14 protein-coding genes and 1 pseudogene are annotated in these 20,544 nt (G+C 72.9%); 9 read left to right on the forward strand and 6 right to left on the reverse strand.

Features of this window, described 5'->3' with window-relative positions; all coding sequences use genetic code 11:
* Window positions 1-145 precede the first annotated feature (145 nt).
* Both ACZ7G1_RS35820 and ACZ7G1_RS35825 read right to left on the reverse strand, forming a co-directional pair.
* Window positions 146-1,009 (reverse strand): annotated as a pseudogene (locus ACZ7G1_RS35820) (DUF2637 domain-containing protein); the annotation flags it as partial.
* A gap of 204 nt (window positions 1,010-1,213) precedes the next feature.
* On the reverse strand, window positions 1,214-2,080 hold the full coding sequence (locus tag ACZ7G1_RS35825) for a (2Fe-2S)-binding protein (RefSeq protein WP_470882388.1): 867 nt from the start codon (window positions 2,078-2,080) through the stop codon (window positions 1,214-1,216).
* 191 nt (window positions 2,081-2,271) lie between these two features.
* Between ACZ7G1_RS35825 and ACZ7G1_RS35830 the strand changes: the two genes are divergently transcribed.
* Window positions 2,272-3,156, forward strand: coding sequence for a GntR family transcriptional regulator (locus tag ACZ7G1_RS35830; protein WP_470882387.1), 885 nt, complete (start codon window positions 2,272-2,274; stop codon window positions 3,154-3,156).
* A gap of 108 nt (window positions 3,157-3,264) precedes the next feature.
* Window positions 3,265-4,959, forward strand: coding sequence for a hypothetical protein (locus ACZ7G1_RS35835; protein WP_470882385.1), 1,695 nt, complete (start codon window positions 3,265-3,267; stop codon window positions 4,957-4,959).
* A gap of 71 nt (window positions 4,960-5,030) precedes the next feature.
* Here ACZ7G1_RS35835 and ACZ7G1_RS35840 read toward each other — a convergent pair whose 3' ends face one another.
* On the reverse strand, window positions 5,031-5,819 hold the full coding sequence (locus tag ACZ7G1_RS35840; protein ID WP_470882383.1) for a hypothetical protein: 789 nt from the start codon (window positions 5,817-5,819) through the stop codon (window positions 5,031-5,033).
* Between the two features lie 289 nt (window positions 5,820-6,108).
* Window positions 6,109-7,806, reverse strand: a complete 1,698-nt coding sequence (locus ACZ7G1_RS35845; protein WP_470882381.1) for a PucR family transcriptional regulator — start codon at window positions 7,804-7,806, stop codon at window positions 6,109-6,111.
* A gap of 297 nt (window positions 7,807-8,103) precedes the next feature.
* Here ACZ7G1_RS35845 and ACZ7G1_RS35850 point away from each other — a divergent pair, with 297 nt between their 5' ends.
* The 6 genes from ACZ7G1_RS35850 to ACZ7G1_RS35875 all read left to right on the forward strand — a co-directional run bounded on the left by ACZ7G1_RS35850 (window position 8,104) and on the right by ACZ7G1_RS35875 (window position 17,232).
* Window positions 8,104-8,997: an FAD binding domain-containing protein gene (locus ACZ7G1_RS35850; protein ID WP_470882379.1), complete on the forward strand. Its 894-nt coding sequence runs from the start codon at window positions 8,104-8,106 to the stop codon at window positions 8,995-8,997.
* Between the two features lie 2 nt (window positions 8,998-8,999).
* Window positions 9,000-9,587, forward strand: coding sequence for a (2Fe-2S)-binding protein (locus ACZ7G1_RS35855; RefSeq protein ID WP_470882377.1), 588 nt, complete (start codon window positions 9,000-9,002; stop codon window positions 9,585-9,587).
* Window positions 9,588-9,589: 2 nt separating this feature from the next.
* Window positions 9,590-11,977 carry a xanthine dehydrogenase family protein molybdopterin-binding subunit gene (locus ACZ7G1_RS35860; RefSeq protein WP_470882375.1) on the forward strand — a complete coding sequence of 796 codons (2,388 nt, stop codon included), beginning with the start codon at window positions 9,590-9,592 and terminating at the stop codon, window positions 11,975-11,977.
* Window positions 11,978-12,214: 237 nt separating this feature from the next.
* Window positions 12,215-13,687, forward strand: coding sequence for an NCS2 family permease (locus tag ACZ7G1_RS35865; RefSeq protein WP_470882373.1), 1,473 nt, complete (start codon window positions 12,215-12,217; stop codon window positions 13,685-13,687).
* Between the two features lie 44 nt (window positions 13,688-13,731).
* Window positions 13,732-14,868 carry an XdhC family protein gene (locus ACZ7G1_RS35870; RefSeq protein WP_470882371.1) on the forward strand — a complete coding sequence of 379 codons (1,137 nt, stop codon included), beginning with the start codon at window positions 13,732-13,734 and terminating at the stop codon, window positions 14,866-14,868.
* 186 nt (window positions 14,869-15,054) lie between these two features.
* On the forward strand, window positions 15,055-17,232 hold the full coding sequence (locus ACZ7G1_RS35875) for a discoidin domain-containing protein (protein WP_470882369.1): 2,178 nt from the start codon (window positions 15,055-15,057) through the stop codon (window positions 17,230-17,232).
* 34 nt (window positions 17,233-17,266) lie between these two features.
* Here ACZ7G1_RS35875 and ACZ7G1_RS35880 read toward each other — a convergent pair whose 3' ends face one another.
* A complete protein-coding gene (locus tag ACZ7G1_RS35880) occupies window positions 17,267-18,589 on the reverse strand; it encodes an ROK family transcriptional regulator (RefSeq protein ID WP_470882368.1) in 1,323 nt (440 codons plus the stop codon).
* Between the two features lie 78 nt (window positions 18,590-18,667).
* Window positions 18,668-19,273 (reverse strand): TetR/AcrR family transcriptional regulator, encoded by a 606-nt coding sequence (locus tag ACZ7G1_RS35885; RefSeq protein WP_402468771.1) that lies wholly within the window; start codon window positions 19,271-19,273, stop codon window positions 18,668-18,670.
* Between the two features lie 116 nt (window positions 19,274-19,389).
* Here ACZ7G1_RS35885 and ACZ7G1_RS35890 point away from each other — a divergent pair, with 116 nt between their 5' ends.
* The gene (locus ACZ7G1_RS35890) at window positions 19,390-20,541 is read left to right on the forward strand and encodes an acyl-CoA dehydrogenase family protein (protein ID WP_470882366.1); all 1,152 of its coding nucleotides are present in this window, start codon (window positions 19,390-19,392) and stop codon (window positions 20,539-20,541) included.
* The last annotated feature ends 3 nt before the right edge of the window (window positions 20,542-20,544 follow it).

The following is a 20,544-nucleotide window of genomic DNA, read 5'->3' on the forward strand; positions in this document are numbered from 1 at the left end:
GACTTCTTTTCCTCCCAGCGCTTTTTTCTTCTTGTTCTGGGGGGGGGGAGTCGTCTCAGAAGCCCTCCCCCCCCACGGTGTGGGGGGGGGGGGGGGGGGCCCACCCCCCCCCCCCCCCCCCCCCCGCACCGGAGCCCGCACCCGGTCCCGAACCGGAACCGGCCGAGGCGTTGAGCGCGGCCATCTCGACCTGACGGCCGCCGCCCCGGCCGAGCCCGAAGGCCCGGTGCTGACGGTTGATCGCCTTCAGCCGCGCGCGGTCGAGCTTGACCTGGTCGCGCCGCCGGATCCGGCTCTGCTCCTTCTCCCGCCGGTCCTCGCGCACCTCGTCGACCGCCTCGTCCAGCGTCCGTACGCCTTCGAGGAGCATGAGCGACCAGGCCGCGAAGGTCTCCCGGGGGGCGCGCAGCCAGCGGACGATCCGGATCTGCGGCAGCGGGCGGGGCACCAGACCCTGCTCGCGCAGCGCCGCCCGGCGGGTCTGCTTCAGGGCCCGGTCGAAGAGGACCGCCGCCGAGAGCGACATCCCCGCGAAGAACTGCGGGGCGCCGTCGTGGCCCAGACCGCGCGGCGCGTGGACCCAGTTGAACCAGGCCGCCGCGCCCGCGAACAGCCAGACGAGGAGGCGCGAGCCGAGGGCCGCGTCGCCGTGGCTGGCCTCGCGGACCGCGAGGACCGAGCAGAACATCGCCGCGCCGTCGAGGCCGAACGGGACGAGGTACTCCCAGCCCCCGGCGAGGTTGAGGTTCTGCCGGCCGAAGCCGACGAGTCCGTGGAAGGAGAGGGCCGCGGCGACCGCGGCACAGCAGAAGAGGAGGACGTAGGACGCGGTGCCGTAGACCGCCTCCTTGCGTCTGCGGCGCTCCTCGCTGCGTTCCCAGGAGTCCTCGGCCGCGGCCTGGTCACCGGCGCGCTTCCCGCGCGCGAGCACCGCCACCGCCGTCAGGACTCCGGCCACCATCACGCCACCCGGGAGCAGCCAGTCCAGCGATATGTCGGTCAGTCTCATGCGGTGTCCCTTGCATCGCAGTAGGGCGTTTGGCGGCCCATACTGGCCGACCCCGTGCGGCGCTCAAGGCGTTTCGGGGCAAGAGCACGCCATCGGGGGCCGACGGCATACGAATAGGTGCGATCTGGTCGAACGCACATGCAGGGAACGGGAATTGAGTTCGATTTACGCCACCCGTGCGGGTGGCGTAATCACCCGCACGCCTCAGGCGGCCGTGGTCAGCCGGCGGACCCGCTCGGCGTCGCAGGTGCGCGGACAGGTGAGGCAGGTGTCGTCGGGGCGCAGCGTGTAGAAGAAGCAGCAGGTCGCCCGGTCGCGGGTGGCGCGCGGGGTGCCGTCGGCGTCCTCGGACCCGGCGAGCGCGCGGAAGCCGGCGGCGCCGGCGTAGGGCTTGTACGGCTTGGCGGTGCCCGGCATGAGGAGTTCGAGCTCGGCCCTCGCGCGCTCCTCCTCGCCGAGCGGGGCGGCGATGGACCAGAGGCCCTCGATGATCTCGTCCGTGACCATGCCCCACAGGGCCCGGCGGCCGCGCTTCATGCGGGGCCCGAAACCGCCGAGCACCTCCTCGAAGTGCTCCGCGAGCGAGGCGCGGACCTCGGCCCGCAGGGCCTCCTCGTCGGCGACGACCCGGGCGCCGGGCAGGGTGGCCGCCGGGTCGCCCGGCAGGCAGGCGAACTCCTCGACCCGCACCGACATCCGGCCGAGCGCCCGATGGAAGGCGACGTTCCGGGCGGGCAGCCGGGGCACCCGGCGGTGCAGGAACCAGGGGACGGTGACGAGGAGGCAGGCGGGCCAGGCGTAGCGGTGGAGTCCGAAGCCGGCGACGACGTCGGGGCGGCCCTGGGTGCCGTAGTCGCGCAGCACCTGGGCGTTGTCCCAGGCGAGGAAGGCGTCGAGGGCCGGGCCTCCGGCGCCCAGTTCGTCCGCGCGCACCCAGCCCGCGCCGTGCGGCAGCCGCTCGCCCCGGGCCGGTTCCTCTATCCGCAGGCCGGAGAAGGCCTCGGAGAGCCGTGCGTAGGACGCGGCGACGGGCGAGGCGGGGGCAGCGGGGAGCAAAGCGGGGACGGTCATACGGACCACCGAATCGCGAAGGAAGGCAGGTTAGCCTTACCTTACCCGATTCGGGATCACCTCTCACCACCGGCGGCCGCCCCACCTGCGGGGCAGCCCGCGCGCCCGTGATGTCGGTCCGTTCGCCTATGGTGCACAGAGGACCCGGCCCACGCGAGCCGGGCCCGGCACGAGGCCCCAGGAGGACCCGAGTGGAGCAGAGCGCGGCGCGCGAGCGGGCGACGGACCGGCCGTCCCCGCCCTTCGGCGACCCCGCCCGCGTCCCCGAGCAGGGCCGTACCGGCGGGCCGGCCTGCGGCCGCACGCCCGACGGCGGCCCCGACGGGCGATACGCCTCCGACCCCTCGTACGCCTCCGATCCCTCGTACGCCTCCGGGACCGCACCGGCGGGTGACGTTCCGCACGCGCGCGGCGAGCACACCCACGGGGAGCCGGCGGCGCCCGGGCCCAGGGAGGTGCGCCGGCACTCGGTGCGCGGGCAGATCCTCGACGCCCTGCGGACCGCGCTCGTCGGCGGCGAGCTCGTACCGGGCGAGGTGTACTCGGCGCCCGCCCTCGGCGAGCGCTTCGGCGTCTCGGCGACCCCGGTGCGCGAGGCCATGCAGCGGCTCGCCGTCGAAGGCGCCGTCGAGGTGGTGCCGAACCGCGGGTTCCGGGTCGTCGAGCGCACCCCGCGCGAACTCGCCGAGCTCGCCGAGGTCCGGGCGCTCATCGAGGTGCCCGTGATGCTGCGGCTCGCCCGCACCGTCCCGGCCGCCCGCTGGGCCGAGCTCCGGCCGCTCGCCGAGGCCACCGCGACCGCCGCCGCCCGCGGCGACCGCGCCCACTACGCCGAGACCGACCGGGCCTTCCACCGGGCCGTCCTCTCCCTCGCCGGCAACGGCCAGCTCCTCGCCGTCGCCGACGACCTCCACCGCCGCTCCCAGTGGCCCCTGATCAGCGCCCCCGCCCTCCGCCACGGCGACCTCGTCGCCGACGCCGCCGAGCACACCGCCCTCCTCGACGCCCTGATCGCCCAGGACCTGACGGTCGTCCAGTCCCTCGTACGGGAACACTTCACCGGCTCCGACCGCTGACGCCGCCCCCGATCCGGCCGGGCTCGCCCGACCAGGCACTCCAGACCCCGCGGGCGACTAGAGTCGAAGGCGTCAGCCGCCCGCACCGCCTTGCCCGTGAGGTGCTCCATGACGTCGTCCGTGACCCCGTCCTCGGCATGGGACGGACGCCGACCCGTCACCGGTACGGAAACCGAGGCCGCGGCGCTGCTCGGCTGGCTGACCGACCCCGAGGCGCCACGGCTGTGCGTGGTGACGGGAGAGGCGGGCACCGGGAAGACCGCGCTGCTCGGCTGGTTCGCCGCCTACGGCCCACGGGCCGGCCGGCACCGCCGGCGCACCGGGCGGGTGCTCGTGCCGCTGGCCGGGCAGAGCGCACTCGGCGCGGCCTGGACGATCGCCGACCGGCTCGGCGTGGTGGCGAAGTCGACCGGCGACCTCGTGCACGCGCTCGCCACCAGTGACGCGCGGCCCTCGGGGCGGGCCGTACTGCTGCTGACCGATCTGCACGCGGCGGCCGAGCCCGCCGAGCTCACCCGGCTCATCGGCGAGCTCGCCGGGGTGGGCCGGATCCGCCTGGTGGTCGAGGCCAGGACCGGCAGCCCCGCCCCGGCCGCGCTCCGCGCCGAGCGCCGGGTCACGCTGGTGGACCTCGACGGAGACCCCGCACCCGGCGAGAGCGTGCCCGCGCCGCCCGCCGCACGGCCGCTGCCCGATCTCGCCGACCCGGTGGCGGTCTGCGCGGCCGACCCGCTGCTCGTCACCACGGCGTACGTCACCGGCGCCGCGCCGGCCGGAGTGCCCGGCACCCTCGACGGGCCCGAGGCCCCCGCCCGGCCAGGCGAGGGCACGGCCGACGACCACGGCGGGCTGCGCGCCGCCTGGATGCGGGCCGGGCAGTCGCTCTGCCGCGAACAGGCCCCGGCGGAGCGGGCGTTGGTGCTTCTCGCCGCGCTCGGCGACGGAGCCGACCCCCGGCTGCGCCCCGCCCTCGCGGAACTCGCCGGCGGCAGCCCCTGGCGGCTGCGCTGGGCCCGGCACCGGGGCGACCTGACCCCGCCCTGGCCGGGGCCGGTCACCGTCCTCGGCGCGGCCGGCGGACCGCTGGAGGGGACGCTCCTGGTCGGCGACCGCACCGGAGCCGTACGGCTGCTCCACGAGGCGGACGCGAGCCCGGCCGGGCGCCTGGCGCACACCGTCCCGGGGCGCGTCACCGCGCTCGCGCCCGCGCCCGACGGCACGGTGCTGCTCCTCGACGACCGGGGCAGGCTGCACACCGTGCGGGGCGCCGCGCCCCGGGCCCCCTATCTGGAACGCCTCACCGAGGCCGTCTCGGCGACCCTGGCCCGGCACCCGGGCACCGCCCTGGCGGCGATCGCGGGCTCCGTGGTGGTGGGGGACCGGCTGGGTTCCGTGCACGCCTTCGGTCTGACCGGACTGCACCAGGCGGCCTCGCACAGCGGCCGGGTCACGGCGGTCTCGGCGGTCGACTCCGAGACCCCGTTCGTCTGTTCCGGCGGCGCCGACGGGACCGTACGGCTCTGGACCCCGGGCCGCGACCCGCGCCCCGAACCCCTCGCCGAGCGCTCGTCCCCTGTCGTCTCCCTGCACGCGACGGAGACCCCGCACGGCCCGCTGGTCGCCGCCGCCTGGGCCGACGGCCTCGTCGAGCTCCACCGCCCGGAAGGCGGCCCGACGCTCTCCTTCCGCCCCGGACCCCCGGTTCGCGCGGTCGCCGTCACGGGAGCGGCCTCCCTGGTCGTCGGAACCGACGAGAGCCTGATCTGCCTGGTCCCCAAGTCCCTTGGGCCTTTCACGAGTTAGGGGGAGGCCCCGCGCCCGTGCGGCGCGCTGCCCCCCCTGGATCATTCACCGGGCTCGTGTCGTACCGGACTTCAGGTAGCGGCCCGGGGTGTCAGCTGGGCCGAGAGCCAGGTCGGGACCCCGTCGAGGAGATGGAAGAGGCGCCTGGCCTCGGCCCGGAGCCGGCCCGCCTCCGGTTCCGTCTCGGTGTCGGCGAGCGCGGTGAGCGCCGGTGCGGTGCCGACCAGATAACCCAGCTCCTCGCGGATCCGCAGCGACTCCGCGAAACCGTGCCGAGCCTCCGCCAACTCCCCGTCTCGTAAGGCGAGTCCGGCGAGATGGCGCCAGGTGAAGGAGAGCAGCAGCGAGTCCCCGCGGGCGGCCGCTCCGGCGTGCGCCCTGCGGTAGGCGGCGCGGGCCGCCTCGGGGGAGTCGCCGAGGTTCTGCGCGACGAGCCCGCGCCGGAAGTCGAGCAGCGGCCGGCCCTCGGCGTCGGGGGCGAGCAGCGCCGCCGCCCGGCCCAGTGCCATCCGCGCCTCGTCGGCCCGGTCGCGTACCCCCAACAGCGTGGAGGCGTAGGCGAGATAGCCGCGTTCGCAGGCGGCCGCACCGCGTTCCTCGTCGGTGCGGGCGACCGCCTCGGCGGCCCGGAGTGCCTCCTCGGCGTCGGCCCAGCCCTGTTCGGTGTAGAGGCAGCGCTCGATGAGCAGCGCGGCCCGCTGGAGTGCGGCGGCGGGTTCGGTCGCGTGCGGCGCGAGCAGCGCGGCGGCGTCCGTCCAGCAGCCACGGGAGCGGAGCCGCCATATGGCGGTCTCCACGGGTGTCTCCTTGCCGTAGGCGAGGGACGGTTCTTCGCCACCCCTTGATTCGGAACCAGACATGGCGGTATCCGCCACATTGCCCTCCCCGAGCGCGCCATCGAGCTGTTGAGTAGACCCGCATCTCAGCACACGGACAGCACCTGGCCAAGGGGTCAGGTGAAAGAATTCACAAGAGTCCAGGCGGGGCGGCCGCGACGGTCGAGGGCGGGGCCGACAGGCCGTCAGATCGCCGCCGGGCCCGGGATCAAGCGCCGAAAGGGCCCGTCGGCGCACCCGGCCGACGGGCCCTCACCAGCCCGGACATCACTCCTTCGGACTCCACCGAAAGGGTGAATCCACGTGGAGTGGATCAGCTCATCCGCAGCGCCAGGAAGAAGTCGAGCTTGTCCTCCAGACGGGACAGATCGCGGCCCGTGAGCTGCTCGATCCGGCCCACCCGGTAGCGCAGGGTGTTCACGTGCAGGTGCAGCCGGGTCGCACAGCGCGTCCAGGAGCCGTCGCAGTCCAGGAAGGCCTCCAGGGTCGGGATGAGCTCCGCCCGGTGGCGCCGGTCGTAGTCCCGCAGCGGGTCGAGCAGCCGGGCCGTGAACGCGCGGCGGACGTCGTCCGGCACGAACGGCAGCAGCAGCACGTGCGAGGCCAGCTCGTGGTGCCCGGCGGCGCAGACCCGGCCCGGACGGGCCGCGGCGACCCGGCGGGCGTGCCGGGCCTCCTCCAGGGCCCCGCGCAGGCCCTCCGCCGAGTGCACGGCCGCGCTGACGCCAAGCGTGAGGCGCCCGTCGTCCGCGAGACCGGCCGAGAGCGGCGCCCGCACGGCGGCCAGCAGGGCGTCCGCGTGCAGGCCGAGGGAGGGCGCCGGGCCCTCGTCCTCGCTGTCCGGGAGCGGGCCCGCGGCCAGCGGGACCAGCGCGATGGCCTCGTCGCCGCTGTGCGCGACGGCGATCCGGTCGGCCGACTCGGCGCCCACGGTCGACGGGTCCACCAGGATCTCCTCCAGGAGCGCCTGGGCGACCGGCCCGCTGTCCACGGCGGTGCCCTGGCCGGCCTCCTGGTCCCACTCCACGCGGGCCACGACCACCTGCCAGTGCGGGGCCGCGCCGAGCCCGGGCAGCAGCACCGGGGCGGCGACCCGCAGGCGGGCCGCGATCTCGGCGGGCGCGGCGCCCGTCTGCACCAGCTCGAGGACCTCCTGGGCCAGCCGGCGGCGTACCGTGCGGGCCGCGTCGCGCCGGTCCCGCTCGACCGCGATCAGCTGGGTGACGCCCTGGAGCAGGTCGAGCCGGGCGGCCGGCCAGTCCCCGGCGTCCGCCTCGACGGCCAGCAGCCAGTCCGACAGGACCGTCTCGCGCACGTCCCGGGAGGCCGGGGCGGCGCCGCGGCCGGTGTTGCGGATCGGGAACAGCGAGTACGTGGCACCGGCGGCGTTCAGCCGGTGCGGGCCGCGCCGGCCCGTCCGGGTGGCGGCCAGGTGCTCACCGGCCAGGGTGGCCGCGAGACCGGCCTCCAGGGGCTCTCCGGCGCCCGCGATCTGGCGGCCGGTGGGGGACAGGACCCAGGCCCGCAGGTCCAGGTCGGAGCCGAGGAGGTCCAGGACCACCTCGGGGCCGCCGCCCGCCGGTCCCGAGGTCATCAGCCGCCGGTGCCGGTCCACGACGGCCGCCAGGTCGCCGGCCCGCTCGCCGGAGACCTGTCGAACAACATGCTCGGTGATCGTCGCGAAAGCAACGGATTCGTTGACCGCGAAGAGCGGCAGCCGGTGGCGAGAACACGCCTCCACGAGATCGTCCGGGATGTCGCCGAGCTCGGCCTCGCCGGCCGCCAGGGCCGCGACCCCGGCCGAGGCCAGGATCCGGACGAAGGGCTCGGCGTCGGACGGGTCCGCACGCCACGCGAGGCCGGTGAGGACCAGCTCGCCGCCCGACAGGTACCGGCTGGGATCCTTGAGGTCCGTCGTCATCACGCCACGGACGGTGCGGTCCAGCTCGTCCTCTCCGCCGAGCAGCCGCAGCCCCAGCGCGTCGTTCTCCAGCAGTGCGCGCAGCCGCATCGTGTTCGCCGCCGTTCCTTCGTTGGGTCAGTAGGTGTCGCGTTGTCGACGGTGGCGTGGTGCCACCGTTTCCAGGGGAAAACAGCGAGGTTTCTGTTCCCCGCCTTTCGTTCGAATCTACAAGACGACGAAGGGCACCAGCCAACTCCTTCATGTTTTCGGTGACTGCACCCGGGCGATCGTGGCTTGTGTACTAGGCCACACACCGCGTGAACAGCACATGAACACGATGTCGAGGGCCGGCCGTCCCACAGGCCCCACCGTTGGACCCCCGATCACCACTAGAAGAGAGCCACCATGGACTTCCTTCGCCCCGCCAGCTGGGAGGAGGCGCTCGCCGCCAAGGCCGAGCACCCCACGGCCGTGCCGATCGCAGGCGGCACCGACGTCATGGTCGAGATCAACTTCGACCACCGGCGTCCCGAGTACCTCCTGGACCTGAACCGTATCGAGCTGCTGCGCGATTGGGAGGTCGGCGAGGAGAACGTCCGGCTCGGCGCTTCCGTTCCGTACACCCGGATCATGGAGAACCTGCGGACCGAGCTGCCGGGTCTGGCTCTCGCCTCCCACACGGTCGCCTCCCCGCAGATCCGCAACCGCGGCGGCGTCGGGGGCAACCTCGGCACCGCATCGCCCGCCGGTGACGCCCACCCGGCCCTGCTCGCCGCCGGCGCCGAGGTCGAGGTCGAGTCGCAGGCCCGCGGCAGCCGGTTCATCCCGATCGACGAGTTCTACACCGGCGTGAAGCGCAACGCGCTCCAGCCCGACGAGCTCATCAAGACCGTCCACATCAAGAAGGCGGACGGCCCCCAGCAGTACTCCAAGGTCGGCACGCGCAACGCGATGGTCATCGCCGTCTGCGCCTTCGGCCTGGCCCTGCACCCCGAGACCCGTACCGTCCGCACCGGCATCGGCTCCGCCGCGCCGACCCCGATCCGCGCCAAGGAAGCCGAGAACTTCCTCAACGCGGCTCTGGAGGAGGGCGGCTTCTGGGACAACGGCAAGATCATCACCCCGTCGATCGCGAAGCAGTTCGCCGACCTCTGCTCGGGCGCCGCCAACCCGATCGACGACGTCCGAGGCACCGCCAAGTACCGCCGCCACGCCGTCGGAATCATGGCCCGCCGCCAGCTCGGCTGGACCTGGGAGCAGTACCGCGGCACCGGCCGCACGCTTGAGGGAGCTGCATAACCATGCGCGTCAATTTCACGGTCAACGGTCGTCCGCAGGAAGCCGACGACGTCTGGGAGGGCGAGTCCCTCCTCTACGTTCTGCGTGAGCGCCTGGGTCTGCCCGGCTCCAAGAACGCCTGCGAGCAGGGCGAGTGCGGTTCCTGCACCGTCCGCCTCGACGGGGTCCCCGTCTGCTCCTGTCTCGTCGCCGCCGGCCAGGTCGAGGGCCGCGAGGTCGTCACGGTCGAGGGGCTCGCCGACTTCGCCAAGGAGCGCGAGGCGCACGCCGGTTGCGCGTCCGGCGCCTGCGGCACCTCGCTCGACGAGGCCAAGCGGTGGGAGGCCAAGCCCGGTCAGGACTCCCAGACCGGCGAGGGTGTCGAACTCTCCCCGATCCAGCAGGCGTTCATCGACGCCGGCGCCGTCCAGTGCGGCTTCTGCACCCCCGGTCTGCTGGTCGCGGCCGACGAGATGCTGGAGCGCAACCCGTCCCCGACGGACGCGGACATCCGCGAGGCGCTCTCCGGCAACCTCTGCCGCTGCACCGGTTACGAGAAGATCCTCGACGCGGTCCGCCTGGCGGCCGCCCGTCAGGGAGAGGCGGTCTGATCATGGCTGGCACCACCACGGGCATCCCCCGCGACGTCACCCAGAACCACGTCAAGGGCGGCATCGGCGAGTCCACCCTCCGCCCCGACGGCACCCTCAAGGTCACCGGCGAGTTCGCCTACTCCTCGGACATGTGGCACGAGGACATGCTGTGGGGGCAGGTCCTCAGGTCCACCGTCGCGCACGCCGAGATCGTGTCCATCGACACCTCCGAGGCCCTCGCGATGGACGGCGTCTACGCCGTCATGACCCACGAGGACCTGCCGGCCGCGAAGAACTACGGCATGGAGTTCCAGGACACCCCCGTCCTGGCCTACGGCAAGGTCCGTCACCACGGTGAGCCGGTCGTCCTCGTGGCCGCCGACCACCCGGAGACCGCCCGCCGCGCCGCCGCCAAGGTCGTCATCGAGTACCGGGAGCTCCCGGTCATCACGGACGAGGCCTCCGCCACCGCTCCGGACGCGATCCTGGTCCACGAGGGCCGCGACGACCACCACTCCGGTCACGTCCCGCACCCGAACATCGTGCACCGCCAGCCGATCATCCGCGGCAACGCGGCCGAGGCCGCCAAGCGCGCCGACGTCATCGTCACCGGCGAGTACACCTTCGGCATGCAGGACCAGGCCTTCCTCGGCCCGGAGTCCGGCCTCGCCGTACCGGCCGAGGACGGCGGCGTCGACCTGTACGTCGCCACCCAGTGGCTGCACTCGGACCTCAAGCAGATCGCCCCCTGCCTCGGCCTGCCCGAGGAGAAGGTCCGCATGACGATGGCCGGCGTCGGCGGCGCCTTCGGCGGCCGCGAGGACATCTCGATGCAGATCCTCGCCTCGCTGCTCGCCCTGCGCACCAACAAGCCGGTCAAGATGGTCTACAACCGGTACGAGTCCTTCTTCGGGCACGTCCACCGGCACCCGGCGAAGCTCTGGTACGAGCACGGCGCCACCAAGGACGGCAAGCTCACGCACATGAAGTGCAAGATCGTGCTCGACGGCGGCGCCTACGCGTCGTCCACGGCGTCGGTCGTCGGCAACGCCTCCTCCCTCTCGGTCGGCCCGTACGTCATCGACGACGTCGAGATCGAGGCGATCGGCCTCTACACCAACAACCCGCCCTGCGGCGCCATGCGCGGCTTCGGCGCGGTCCAGGCCTGCTTCGCCTACGAGGCCCAGATGGACAAGCTCGCGGCCAAGCTGGGCATGGACCCGGTCGAGCTGCGCCAGCTCAACGCCATGGAGCAGGGCACGATCATGCCGACCGGCCAGGTCGTGGACTCGCCGGCGCCGGTCGCCGAGCTGCTCCGCATGGTCAAGGCCCGCCCGATGCCGCCGGAGCGCCAGTGGGAGACCGCCGGCGAGGGCGCGGACGTCCGCGCGCTGCCGGGCGGCCTGTCCAACACCTCGCACGGCGAGGGTGTCGTACGGGGCGTCGGCTACGCGGTCGGCATCAAGAACGTCGGCTTCTCCGAGGGCTTCGACGACTACTCGACCGCCAAGATCCGCCTTGAGGTCATCAACGGCGAGCCGGTCGCGCTGGTCCACACCGCCATGGCCGAGGTCGGCCAGGGCGGCGTCACGATCCACGCCCAGATCGCCCGTACCGAGCTCGGTGTCCAGCAGGTCACCATCCACCCCGCCGACACGCAGGTGGGCTCGGCCGGTTCGACCTCCGCGGGCCGCCAGACGTACATGACCGGCGGTGCCATCAAGAACTCCTGCTCGATCGTCCGCGAGAAGGTCCTGGAGATCGGCCGCCGCAAGTTCGGCTCGTACCACCCCGCGTGGGCCAACGCCGAACTCCTCCTGGAGGGCGGCAAGGTCGTCACCGACAACGGCGAGGCCCTCGCCAGCATCGCGGACGTCCTGGAGGACCAGGCCGTGGAGGTCGAGGAGGAGTGGAGGCACCGTCCCACCCAGGCCTTCGACCTCGTCACCGGCCAGGGCGACGGACACGTCCAGTACGCCTTCGCCGCGCACCGCGCGGTGGTGGAGGTCGACACCGAGCTCGGCCTGGTCAAGGTCATCGAACTGGCCTGCGCCCAGGACGTCGGCAAGGCGCTCAACCCGCTCTCCGTGATCGGCCAGATCCAGGGTGGCACCACCCAGGGCCTGGGCGTCGCGGTGATGGAGGAGATCATCGTCGACCCGAAGACCGCGAAGGTGCGGAACCCCTCCTTCACGGACTACCTGATCCCGACCATCCTCGACACGCCGACCATCCCGGTCGACTACCTCGAGCTGGCCGACCCCAACGCGCCGTACGGCGTCCGGGGCATCGGCGAGGCCCCGACCCTGTCGTCCACCCCGGCCGTCCTCGCGGCGATCCGGGCGGCGACGGGCCTGGAGCTCAACAAGACGCCGGTCCGCCCCGAGGCGCTCACCGGCACCCTGTAGGACTCTCCGGGCGGTGCGTGCCTCCCAGGAACGTCACACTTCCCAGCCCGCACCGCCCGGAGCACTCCCTCGACGGAGTACCCGCACCACCGCAGTACCCGCTTCACGGCAGTTCCCCGTTCGTCTCGGGCCGTCCCCCGGGTCGTGCAGCCAACGAAATATCCCAAATCCCGCAGCTTCACGTCAGAGCTTCGAAGTCTGATGCGGGTGCCCCTTTGAACCTTGGGAGTAGGCCCCATGACCCAGTCGTCTGTGGAGCCCAAGACCACCGCTGAGGACGCGGGCTCCGGCTCGCGCACCCCCGCCGGGCGCTCTTGGCTCGACCGGTACTTTCACATCTCGGAGAGAGGATCCACCGTCGCGACGGAGATCCGCGGCGGCGTCACCACCTTCATGGCGATGGCGTACATTCTCCTGCTCAACCCGATCCTCCTCGGAGGCCCGGACGTCGAGAAGAACGTCCTCGCCTCCTCCGCCGTCATCACGGCGACCGCCTTCGCGGCGGCCGTGACCACCCTGCTGATGGGCTTCGTCGGCAAGGTGCCGCTGGTCCTCGCGGCGGGACTCAGCGTCTCCGGTGTGCTCGCGACCCAGGTCGTGCCCCAGATGACGTGGCCGCAGGCCATGGCCATGTGTGTCGTCTACGGTCTGGTGATCTGCCTCCTGGTGGTCACCGGTCTCCGCGAGATGATCATGAACGCCATCCCGCTGCCGCTCAAGCACGGCATCACCATCGGCATCGGTCTCTTCATCGCGCTGATCGGCTTCAACAAGGCCGGCTTCGTCGGCGCGGGCCCGCAGTTCGGCCCGCCCGTCACCATGGGCTCCGGCGGTGAACTCGTCGGCTGGCCCGTACTGATCTTCGCGATCACCCTGCTCGCCATCTTCGCGCTCCAGGCCCGCAAGATCCCCGGCGCGATCCTCATCGGCATCGTCGGCGGCACGATCATCTCCCTGATCGTCAACGCCGTCGCCGACATCCCGGCCAAGGGCCCCGGCGCCTGGGCGAACGGCGCCCCGGAGCTCAAGGGCAGCGCGGTCTCCACCCCGGACTTCTCGCTCATGGGCGACGTCGACTTCGGCGGCTGGGGCGACGTCGGCTACATCACCGTCGGCGTGATCGTCTTCACCCTGGTGCTCGCCGGCTTCTTCGACGCCATGGCCACCATCATCGGCGTCGGCACCGAGGCCAACCTGGCCGACGACAAGGGCCGGATGCCGGGCCTGTCCAAGGCGCTGTTCATCGACGGCGCGGGCGGCGCGATCGGCGGCGTCTCCGGCGCCTCCGGCCAGACCGTCTTCGTGGAGTCCGCCACCGGCGTCGGCGAGGGTGCCCGTACCGGCTTCTCCTCGGTGATCACCGGCCTGTTCTTCGCGGCCTGCCTCTTCTTCACCCCGATCACCCAGATCGTGCCCCGCGAGGTCGGCTCCGCCGCCCTGGTCGTCATCGGCGCGATGATGATGATGAACGCCAAGCACGTCAACTGGGGCGACAGCTCCGTCGCGATCCCGGTCTTCCTGACCGTCGTCCTGATGCCGTTCACCTACAGCATCACCCCGGGCGTCGCGGCCGGCGTCATCGCCTACACCGTCATCAAGGTGGCGCAGGGCAAGGCGCGCGAGGTCGGTGCGTTCATGTGGTGCCTGACCGCGATATTCATCGTGTTCTTCGCCCTTCACCCGATCGAGGGCTGGCTGGGCGTCAGCTGACGCCCGACCGCACGTCCTCCACACACACAGCCAAGGAGACCGACATGCTGGACATCGCCGAAGAGCTGCACCGGTGGGTCGAGCAGGGACGCGACTTCGCCGTGGCCACCGTGGTGGCCGTCGGCGGCAGCGCGCCCCGGCAGCCGGGTGCCGCGCTCGCCGTCGACAGCGAGGGCACGGCGATCGGCTCGGTCTCCGGCGGGTGTGTGGAGGGCGCGGTCTACGACCTCTGTGTCCAGGCCCTCGAGGACGGCAGGACCGTCGTCGAGCGCTTCGGGTACAGCGACGAGGACGCCTTCGCGGTCGGTCTGACCTGCGGCGGCATCATCGACATCCTCGTCACCCCGGTCCGCGGCGGGGTCTTCCCCGCCGCGGTCGAGGCCGCCGCCACGGGGGAGGCGGCGGCCCTGGCCCGTATCGTCGACGGGCCCGAGGACCTGATGGGCGCCGCCCTCCTGGTCCGCCCCGACGGCTCGTACGAGGGGAAGCTCGGCGGCCACCCGGAGCTTGACCGCACCGCGGCGGCCGAGGCCCGCGCGATGCTGGACGCGGGCCGCACGGGCGCCGTGGAGATCGGTGAGGACGGCAGCCGCTGCGGGCAGCCGCTGACCCTCCTGGTCGAGTCCTCGGTCCCGGCCCCGCGCATGATCGTCTTCGGTGCCATCGACTTCGCCGCCGCCCTCGTCAGGGTCGGCAAGTTCCTCGGCTACCGGGTCACCGTCTGTGACGCGCGGCCCGTCTTCGCGACGCCGGCCCGCTTCCCGGAGGCCGACGAGGTCGTCGTCGAATGGCCGCACCGCTACCTGGAGTCGACCGAGGTCGACGGCCGTACGGTGCTCTGCGTCCTCACCCACGACGCCAAGTTCGACGTGCCCCTCCTGCAGACCGCCCTCAGGCTTCCCGTCGCGTACATCGGCGCGATGGGCTCCCGCCGCACCCACGAGGACCGCAACGAGCGGCTCCGCGAGGTCGGCGTCACCGAACTCGAACTCGCCCGGCTGCGCTCCCCGATAGGCCTCGACCTCGGCGCCCGTACGCCGGAGGAGACCGCCCTGTCGATCGGCGCCGAGATCGTCGCCAACCGCCGCGGCGGCAGCGGCCGGTCCCTCACCGGCGCCCACACCCCCATCCACCACGACGGTCCCCGCGAGCCCGACGGCCGCATAGGGTCCGTCGCGTAGGAGTCCGGGCGCGCCGGTCGGCGGGGCTGAGGCCCTGGTGACCGGCGTTTCTCTTTCGACCCTTAATCCAACTCAAAAGAAAAGTAGTGTCCTATGCCTTGACCCCGATCCGGACAGCCGTGAGCATCTGTGGCGGAGCGCGCGCACTCCTGTCCGACCTTCCCCCTCCCGTCAGGAGTCCGAGCCATGCCCGCAGTCGGCATCCGTCTCGCGCCACCCCCACGCCCCAGGCCACGCGCCACCGCCGCCGCCCTCGTCACGGCGCTCCTCGCCGGCCTGCTCGCCCTGGTCGCCGCACCGCCCGCCACGGCCGCCCCGGTCCTCCTCTCGCAGGGCAAGCCGGCCACCGCCTCAAGCCAGGAGAACGGCGGCACCCCGGCCTCCGCCGCCGTCGACGGCAACCCCGGCACCCGCTGGTCGAGCGCCTTCGCCGACCCCCAGTGGATCCAGGTCGACCTCGGCGCCCCGGCCGCCATCGGCAGGGTCGACCTGCGGTGGGAGACCGCGTACGGCAAGGCCTACCGCGTCGAGCTCTCCACCGACGGCACCACCTGGACCAGCGCCTACAGCACGGCGAACGGCCCCGGCGGCAACGAGTCCCTCCCCGTCACCGGCACCGCACGCTACGTCCGGGTGTACGGCACCACCCGCGCCACCGGATACGGCTACTCGCTCTGGGAGTTCCAGGTGTACGGCTCCGCCGACGGCGGCCCGGTCCTGCCCGGCGGCGGCGACCTCGGCCCCAACGTGCACGTCTTCGACCCGTCCACGCCCGGCATCCAGGCCAAGCTGGACGAGGTCTTCACTCAGCAGGAGTCGGCCCAGTTCGGCACCGGCCGGCACGCCTTCCTGTTCAAGCCGGGCACGTACAACGGCCTCAACGCCCAGATCGGCTTCTACACCCAGATCTCCGGCCTCGGCCTGCGCCCCGACGACACCACCATCAACGGCGACGTGACCGTCGACGCCGGCTGGTTCAACGGCAACGCCACCCAGAACTTCTGGCGCGCCGCCGAGAACCTCGCCCTCAACCCTGTGAACGGCACCGACCGCTGGGCCGTGTCCCAGGCCTCCTCGTTCCGCCGCATGCACGTCAAGGGCGGCCTGAACCTCGCCCCCGACGGCTACGGGTGGGCCAGCGGCGGCTACATCGCCGACTCGAAGATCGACGGCCAGGTCGGCAACTACTCCCAGCAGCAGTGGTACACCCGCGACAGCGCCATCGGCGGCTGGTCCAACAGCGTGTGGAACCAGGTCTTCTCCGGCGTCGAGGGCGCCCCCGCGCAGAGCTTCCCCGAGCCCCGCTACACCACCCTCGACACCACCCCCGACTCCCGTGAGAAGCCCTTCCTGTACTGGGAAGGAGGCCAGTTCAAGGTCTTCGTCCCCGCCAAGCGGGTCAACGCCCGCGGCACCAGCTGGAGTTCCGGCACCCCGCAGGGCCAGTCGCTGCCGCTGAGCGCGTTCTACGTGGTCAAGCCCGGCACCACCGCCGCCACCATGAACGCGGCCCTGCGCCAGGGCCTCCACCTGCTCTTCACCCCCGGCGTCTACCACGTCGACCAGCCGGTCCAGGTCGACCGTGCCGACACCGTCGTCCTCGGTCTCGGCCTCGCCACGATCATCCCCGACAACGGCGTGACGGCGATGAAGGTCGCCGACGTCGACGGCGTCCGCCTCGCGGGCTTCCTCATCGACGCCGGACCGGTCAACTCCCCGGTGCTCCTGGAGATCGGGGCCCCGAACTCGGCCGCCGACCACGCCGCGAACCCGACCACCGTCCAGGACGTGTACCTCCGCGTCGGCGGCGCCGGAGCCGGCAAGGCCACCGTCGCCATGGCGGTCCACAGCGACGACACCATCGTCGACCACACCTGGGTCTGGCGCGCCGACCACGGCGAAGGCGTCGGCTGGGAGACCAACCGCGCCGACTACGGCGTCCGCGTGTACGGCGACGACGTCCTCGCCACCGGCCTGTTCGTCGAGCACTTCAACAAGTACGACGTCGAATGGTTCGGCGACCGCGGCCGCACGATCTTCTTCCAGAACGAGAAGGCCTACGACGCGCCCAACCAGGCTGCCGTCCAGGACGGACCCCACAAGGGCTACGCCGCCTACCGCGTCGACGACACCGTCACCACCCACGAGGGCTGGGGGCTCGGCAGCTACTGCTACTACAACGTCGACCCGACGATCCGTCAGGACCACGGCTTCCGCGCCCCGGTGAAGCCCGGCGTCAGGTTCCACGACCTGCTCGTCGTCTCCCTCGGCGGCAACGGCCAGTACGAGCACGTCATCAACGACGTCGGCGCCCCCACCTCGGGCACCGCCACCGTGCCGTCCACGGTGGTCTCGTACCCCTGAGCCGGTACGGTTCCCCCGGCCGGGCGGCGGGCGCTCAGCGCGCCGCCCGGTCCCGTACCGTCGACGCCCAGGCCGGCTGCTCCCCGGCGGACTCGCCCTCACCGCCGGTGCCGGCCCGCCGGCCGCCACGGGAGAAGAAGTCCGCGAGCGGCAGGATCGCCGCGCCGACCGTGACCGCGTCGGGCCCCAGCCTCCCCATGTCGATGCCGACCCGGGCCGCCGGATACGCGAGGGCGTACTCCTTCGCGTACCCCTTCACCGTCTCCAGGAAGCGGGCGCCGAGCTGGAGGCCCGCCCAGCCGCCGACCAGGATGCGCTCGGGCTGGAACAGGTTGATGAGATCGGCGAAACCGGCGCCCAGGTACTCGGCGGTCTCCTCCAGGACCGCGAGCGCGGTGGCGTCGGGCGCCGCGTCCGGACCGGCCGGGTAGGCGGCGGCGAGCATCGAGGTGAGGGCCGTCTCCTCGTCGGCGCCGGCCGGAGGCTTCCCGCCCGCCTCGCGCCACCGCTCGATGAGCGCCTCCGCGCCCGCGTACGCCTCCAGGCAGCCGAGGGCGCCGCAGCGGCACCGCCGCCCCCTGACCTGCACCTTCAGATGCCCCCATTCCAGGGCGCGGCCCGGGCCCATCGGGTCCGTCACCACACAGGCGCCGACGCCCGAGCCGAAGAGCACGACCACGGCGCTGCGCGCGCCCCGGCCCGCGCCGAACCACATCTCGGCCTGGCCGAGGGTCTTGGCGCCGTTGTCGATCCAGTACGGCACCGAGGCCGGCAGGTCCACCGCCTCCCGCAGCAGCCGTTCAAGCGGCACGGCGTCCCAGCCGGTGGTCTGGCCGTGCACGACCGCGCCGTCCTCGGCGGTGGGCGCCACGATCCCGGGCACGCCGACCCCCACGCCCAGCAGTCGTTCGGCGGGCACGTCGGCGGTCCGCAGCACCTCGGCGATGCCCTCGCGGATGTGGTCCACGACCACACCGACCTCGTACCGCTCGTGCGGGTGGGTGCTCTCGGCGGCCAACGGGCGCTCGGTGCGGGCGAGTTCGGTGAGGGTGAGGTCGAAGAGCTCGATCCTGACCCGCGTCTCGCCGACGTCGACGCCGATCATGCAGCCGCTGCCCGGGGTGATCCGGAGCAGGATGCGGGGGCGGCCGCCGGCCGAGTCGACGCTGCCCGCCTCCTCGACCAGACCCTCGGCGACCAGCTCCGCGACCACGTTGCTCACCGAACCCGAGCTCAGCCCCGTCGCCGGCCCGAGCTCGAAACGGCTCAGCGGCCCGTCGAAGTACAGGCTCTGGAGGACGGCGGTGCGGTTCTCGCGTCGCAGGTCGCGCACGGTGCGGCCGTTCCGCATGGTCACTGGGCCCCCTGGGTGAAGTAGTCCTCACCTCAACGTACCGCCTGGACCGGGGCCCGGATGAGCCACCGGCGCGAGGGTTCAGGCCCGCCGGAGTCCGCTGAGGAGCAGCTCGGCCAGCTGCTCGTACGCCTCCGCGTCGGCCAGGCCGGTGGCGGCGGCGACCTGGCGCCGCTGGATGCGGACCATGACGGAGGAGATCACGTCGGCCGCGAAGGTCACGTGCACCTCGCGGAAGACCCCGGCCCGCACGCCCTCCTCGATGAGCTGCTGGACCCGGCCCGCCGCCGCGCGGGTGTTCCGCTCGTACACCTCGGCCGCCGGCTCGAAGGCGGCCACGTCGTCGAAGAACTGCGGCGAGACCGGCGCCAGCTCGGCCGAGACGGCCCGCAGATAGGCGGCGAGCCGCTCGGCGGGGTCGGTGGCCGCCGCGAGGACGGCCTCGACGCGGGCCGTGGCGCGCCGGAAGAAATGCACGACCGCCGCCCTGACCAGCTGCTCCTTGCTGCCGGCCAGGCCGTACAGGGTCCGCTTCGAGCAGCGCAGGCGGGCGGCCAGATCGTCGAGCGTCAGCCGGGCGAAACCCTCGCCGACGAGCAGGGCGACGAGGTCCTCGAAGAGGGCGGAGCGGCGTGCCGCTCCCCGGCCCGTGAGCTTCGGGGCGTCGGCGGCGGAGGTCTCGATCACCTGGTCAGTATTCCAGGCCGGAGCTCCGGGGGGTTACGTCGACACCCTTCTGCGCTACTCTCAGCGGTACTGCAGTACCTTCCCCAGTACCACTTTGCGCGCCGCTGGAGTCGCACATGGATGTCGACCGCCTGCTTCCCACCCCCGAGGCAGCGGACCTCATCGCCCTCACCCGGGAGATCGCCGACAAGGAGCTCTCTTCGCGGGTGGACGAGCACGAGGCCGCCGAGACCTATCCCGAAGGTCTCTTCGCCACCCTCGGCCAGGCCGGCCTCCTCGGCCTCGCCTACCCCGAGGAGTACGGCGGCGGAGGCCAGCCCTACGAGGTCTACCTCCAGGTCCTGGAAGAACTCGCCGCGCGCTGGGCGGCCGTCGCCGTCGCCACCAGCGTCCACACCCTGGCCTGCCACCCGCTGCACACCTTCGGCACCGCCGAGCAGAAGGAACGCTGGCTCCCCGCGATGCTGGAAGGCCGCACCATCGGCGGCTACAGCCTCTCCGAGCCGCAGGCCGGCTCCGACGCCGCCGCCCTCAGCTGCAAGGCCGAGCTCCAGGACGACGGCAGCGGCTACCGGATCACCGGCACCAAGGCCTGGATCACCCACGGCGGCAAGGCCGGCTTCTACGCCCTCTTCGCCCGCACCGCCCCCGGCAGCCACGGCATCTCCTGCTTCCTCGCCCCCGGCGAGACCGAGGGCCTCAGCTTCGGCGCCCCCGAACGCAAGATGGGCCTCCAGGCCGTCCCCACCACCTCCGCCTACTGGGACGGCGCCCTCATCGACGCCGACCGGCGCATCGGCGACGAGGGCCAGGGCCTCCAGATCGCCTTCAGCGCCCTCGACAGCGGCCGCCTCGGCATCGCCGCCTGCGCCACCGGCCTGGCCCAGGCCGCCCTCGACGCGGCCGTCGACTACGCGAACGAGCGCACCACCTTCGGCCGCCGGATCGTCGACCACCAGGGCCTCGGCTTCCTCCTCGCCGACATGGCCGCCGCCGTCGACGCGGCCCGCGCCACCTACCTCGACGCGGCCCGCCGCCGCGACCTCGGCCGCCCCTTCAGCCGCCAGGCCAGCGCCGCCAAGCTCATCGCCACCGACACGGCCATGAAGGTCACCACCGACGCCGTCCAGGTCCTCGGCGGCTACGGCTACACCCGCGACTTCCCCGTCGAGCGCTACATGCGCGAAGCGAAGATCATGCAGATCTTCGAGGGCACCAACCAGATCCAGCGACTGGTCATCAGCCGCGGCCTGGCCCGCCCGGAGTAGCGG

The sequence above is a fragment of the Streptomyces sp. NPDC037273 genome (assembly GCF_055603625.1).

Coding starts and splice junctions, on each gene's coding strand:
- ACZ7G1_RS35835 (WP_470882385.1), top strand. CDS start 3,265: ATGACGTCGTCCGTGACCCCGTCCTCGGCATGGGACGGACGCCGACCC.
- ACZ7G1_RS35840 (WP_470882383.1), bottom strand. CDS start 5,819: ATGTCTGGTTCCGAATCAAGGGGTGGCGAAGAACCGTCCCTCGCCTAC.
- ACZ7G1_RS35890 (WP_470882366.1), top strand. CDS start 19,390: ATGGATGTCGACCGCCTGCTTCCCACCCCCGAGGCAGCGGACCTCATC.
- ACZ7G1_RS35870 (WP_470882371.1), top strand. CDS start 13,732: ATGCTGGACATCGCCGAAGAGCTGCACCGGTGGGTCGAGCAGGGACGC.
- ACZ7G1_RS35865 (WP_470882373.1), top strand. CDS start 12,215: ATGACCCAGTCGTCTGTGGAGCCCAAGACCACCGCTGAGGACGCGGGC.
- ACZ7G1_RS35845 (WP_470882381.1), bottom strand. CDS start 7,806: ATGCGGCTGCGCGCACTGCTGGAGAACGACGCGCTGGGGCTGCGGCTG.
- ACZ7G1_RS35825 (WP_470882388.1), bottom strand. CDS start 2,080: ATGACCGTCCCCGCTTTGCTCCCCGCTGCCCCCGCCTCGCCCGTCGCC.
- ACZ7G1_RS35875 (WP_470882369.1), top strand. CDS start 15,055: ATGCCCGCAGTCGGCATCCGTCTCGCGCCACCCCCACGCCCCAGGCCA.
- ACZ7G1_RS35850 (WP_470882379.1), top strand. CDS start 8,104: ATGGACTTCCTTCGCCCCGCCAGCTGGGAGGAGGCGCTCGCCGCCAAG.
- ACZ7G1_RS35855 (WP_470882377.1), top strand. CDS start 9,000: ATGCGCGTCAATTTCACGGTCAACGGTCGTCCGCAGGAAGCCGACGAC.
- ACZ7G1_RS35860 (WP_470882375.1), top strand. CDS start 9,590: ATGGCTGGCACCACCACGGGCATCCCCCGCGACGTCACCCAGAACCAC.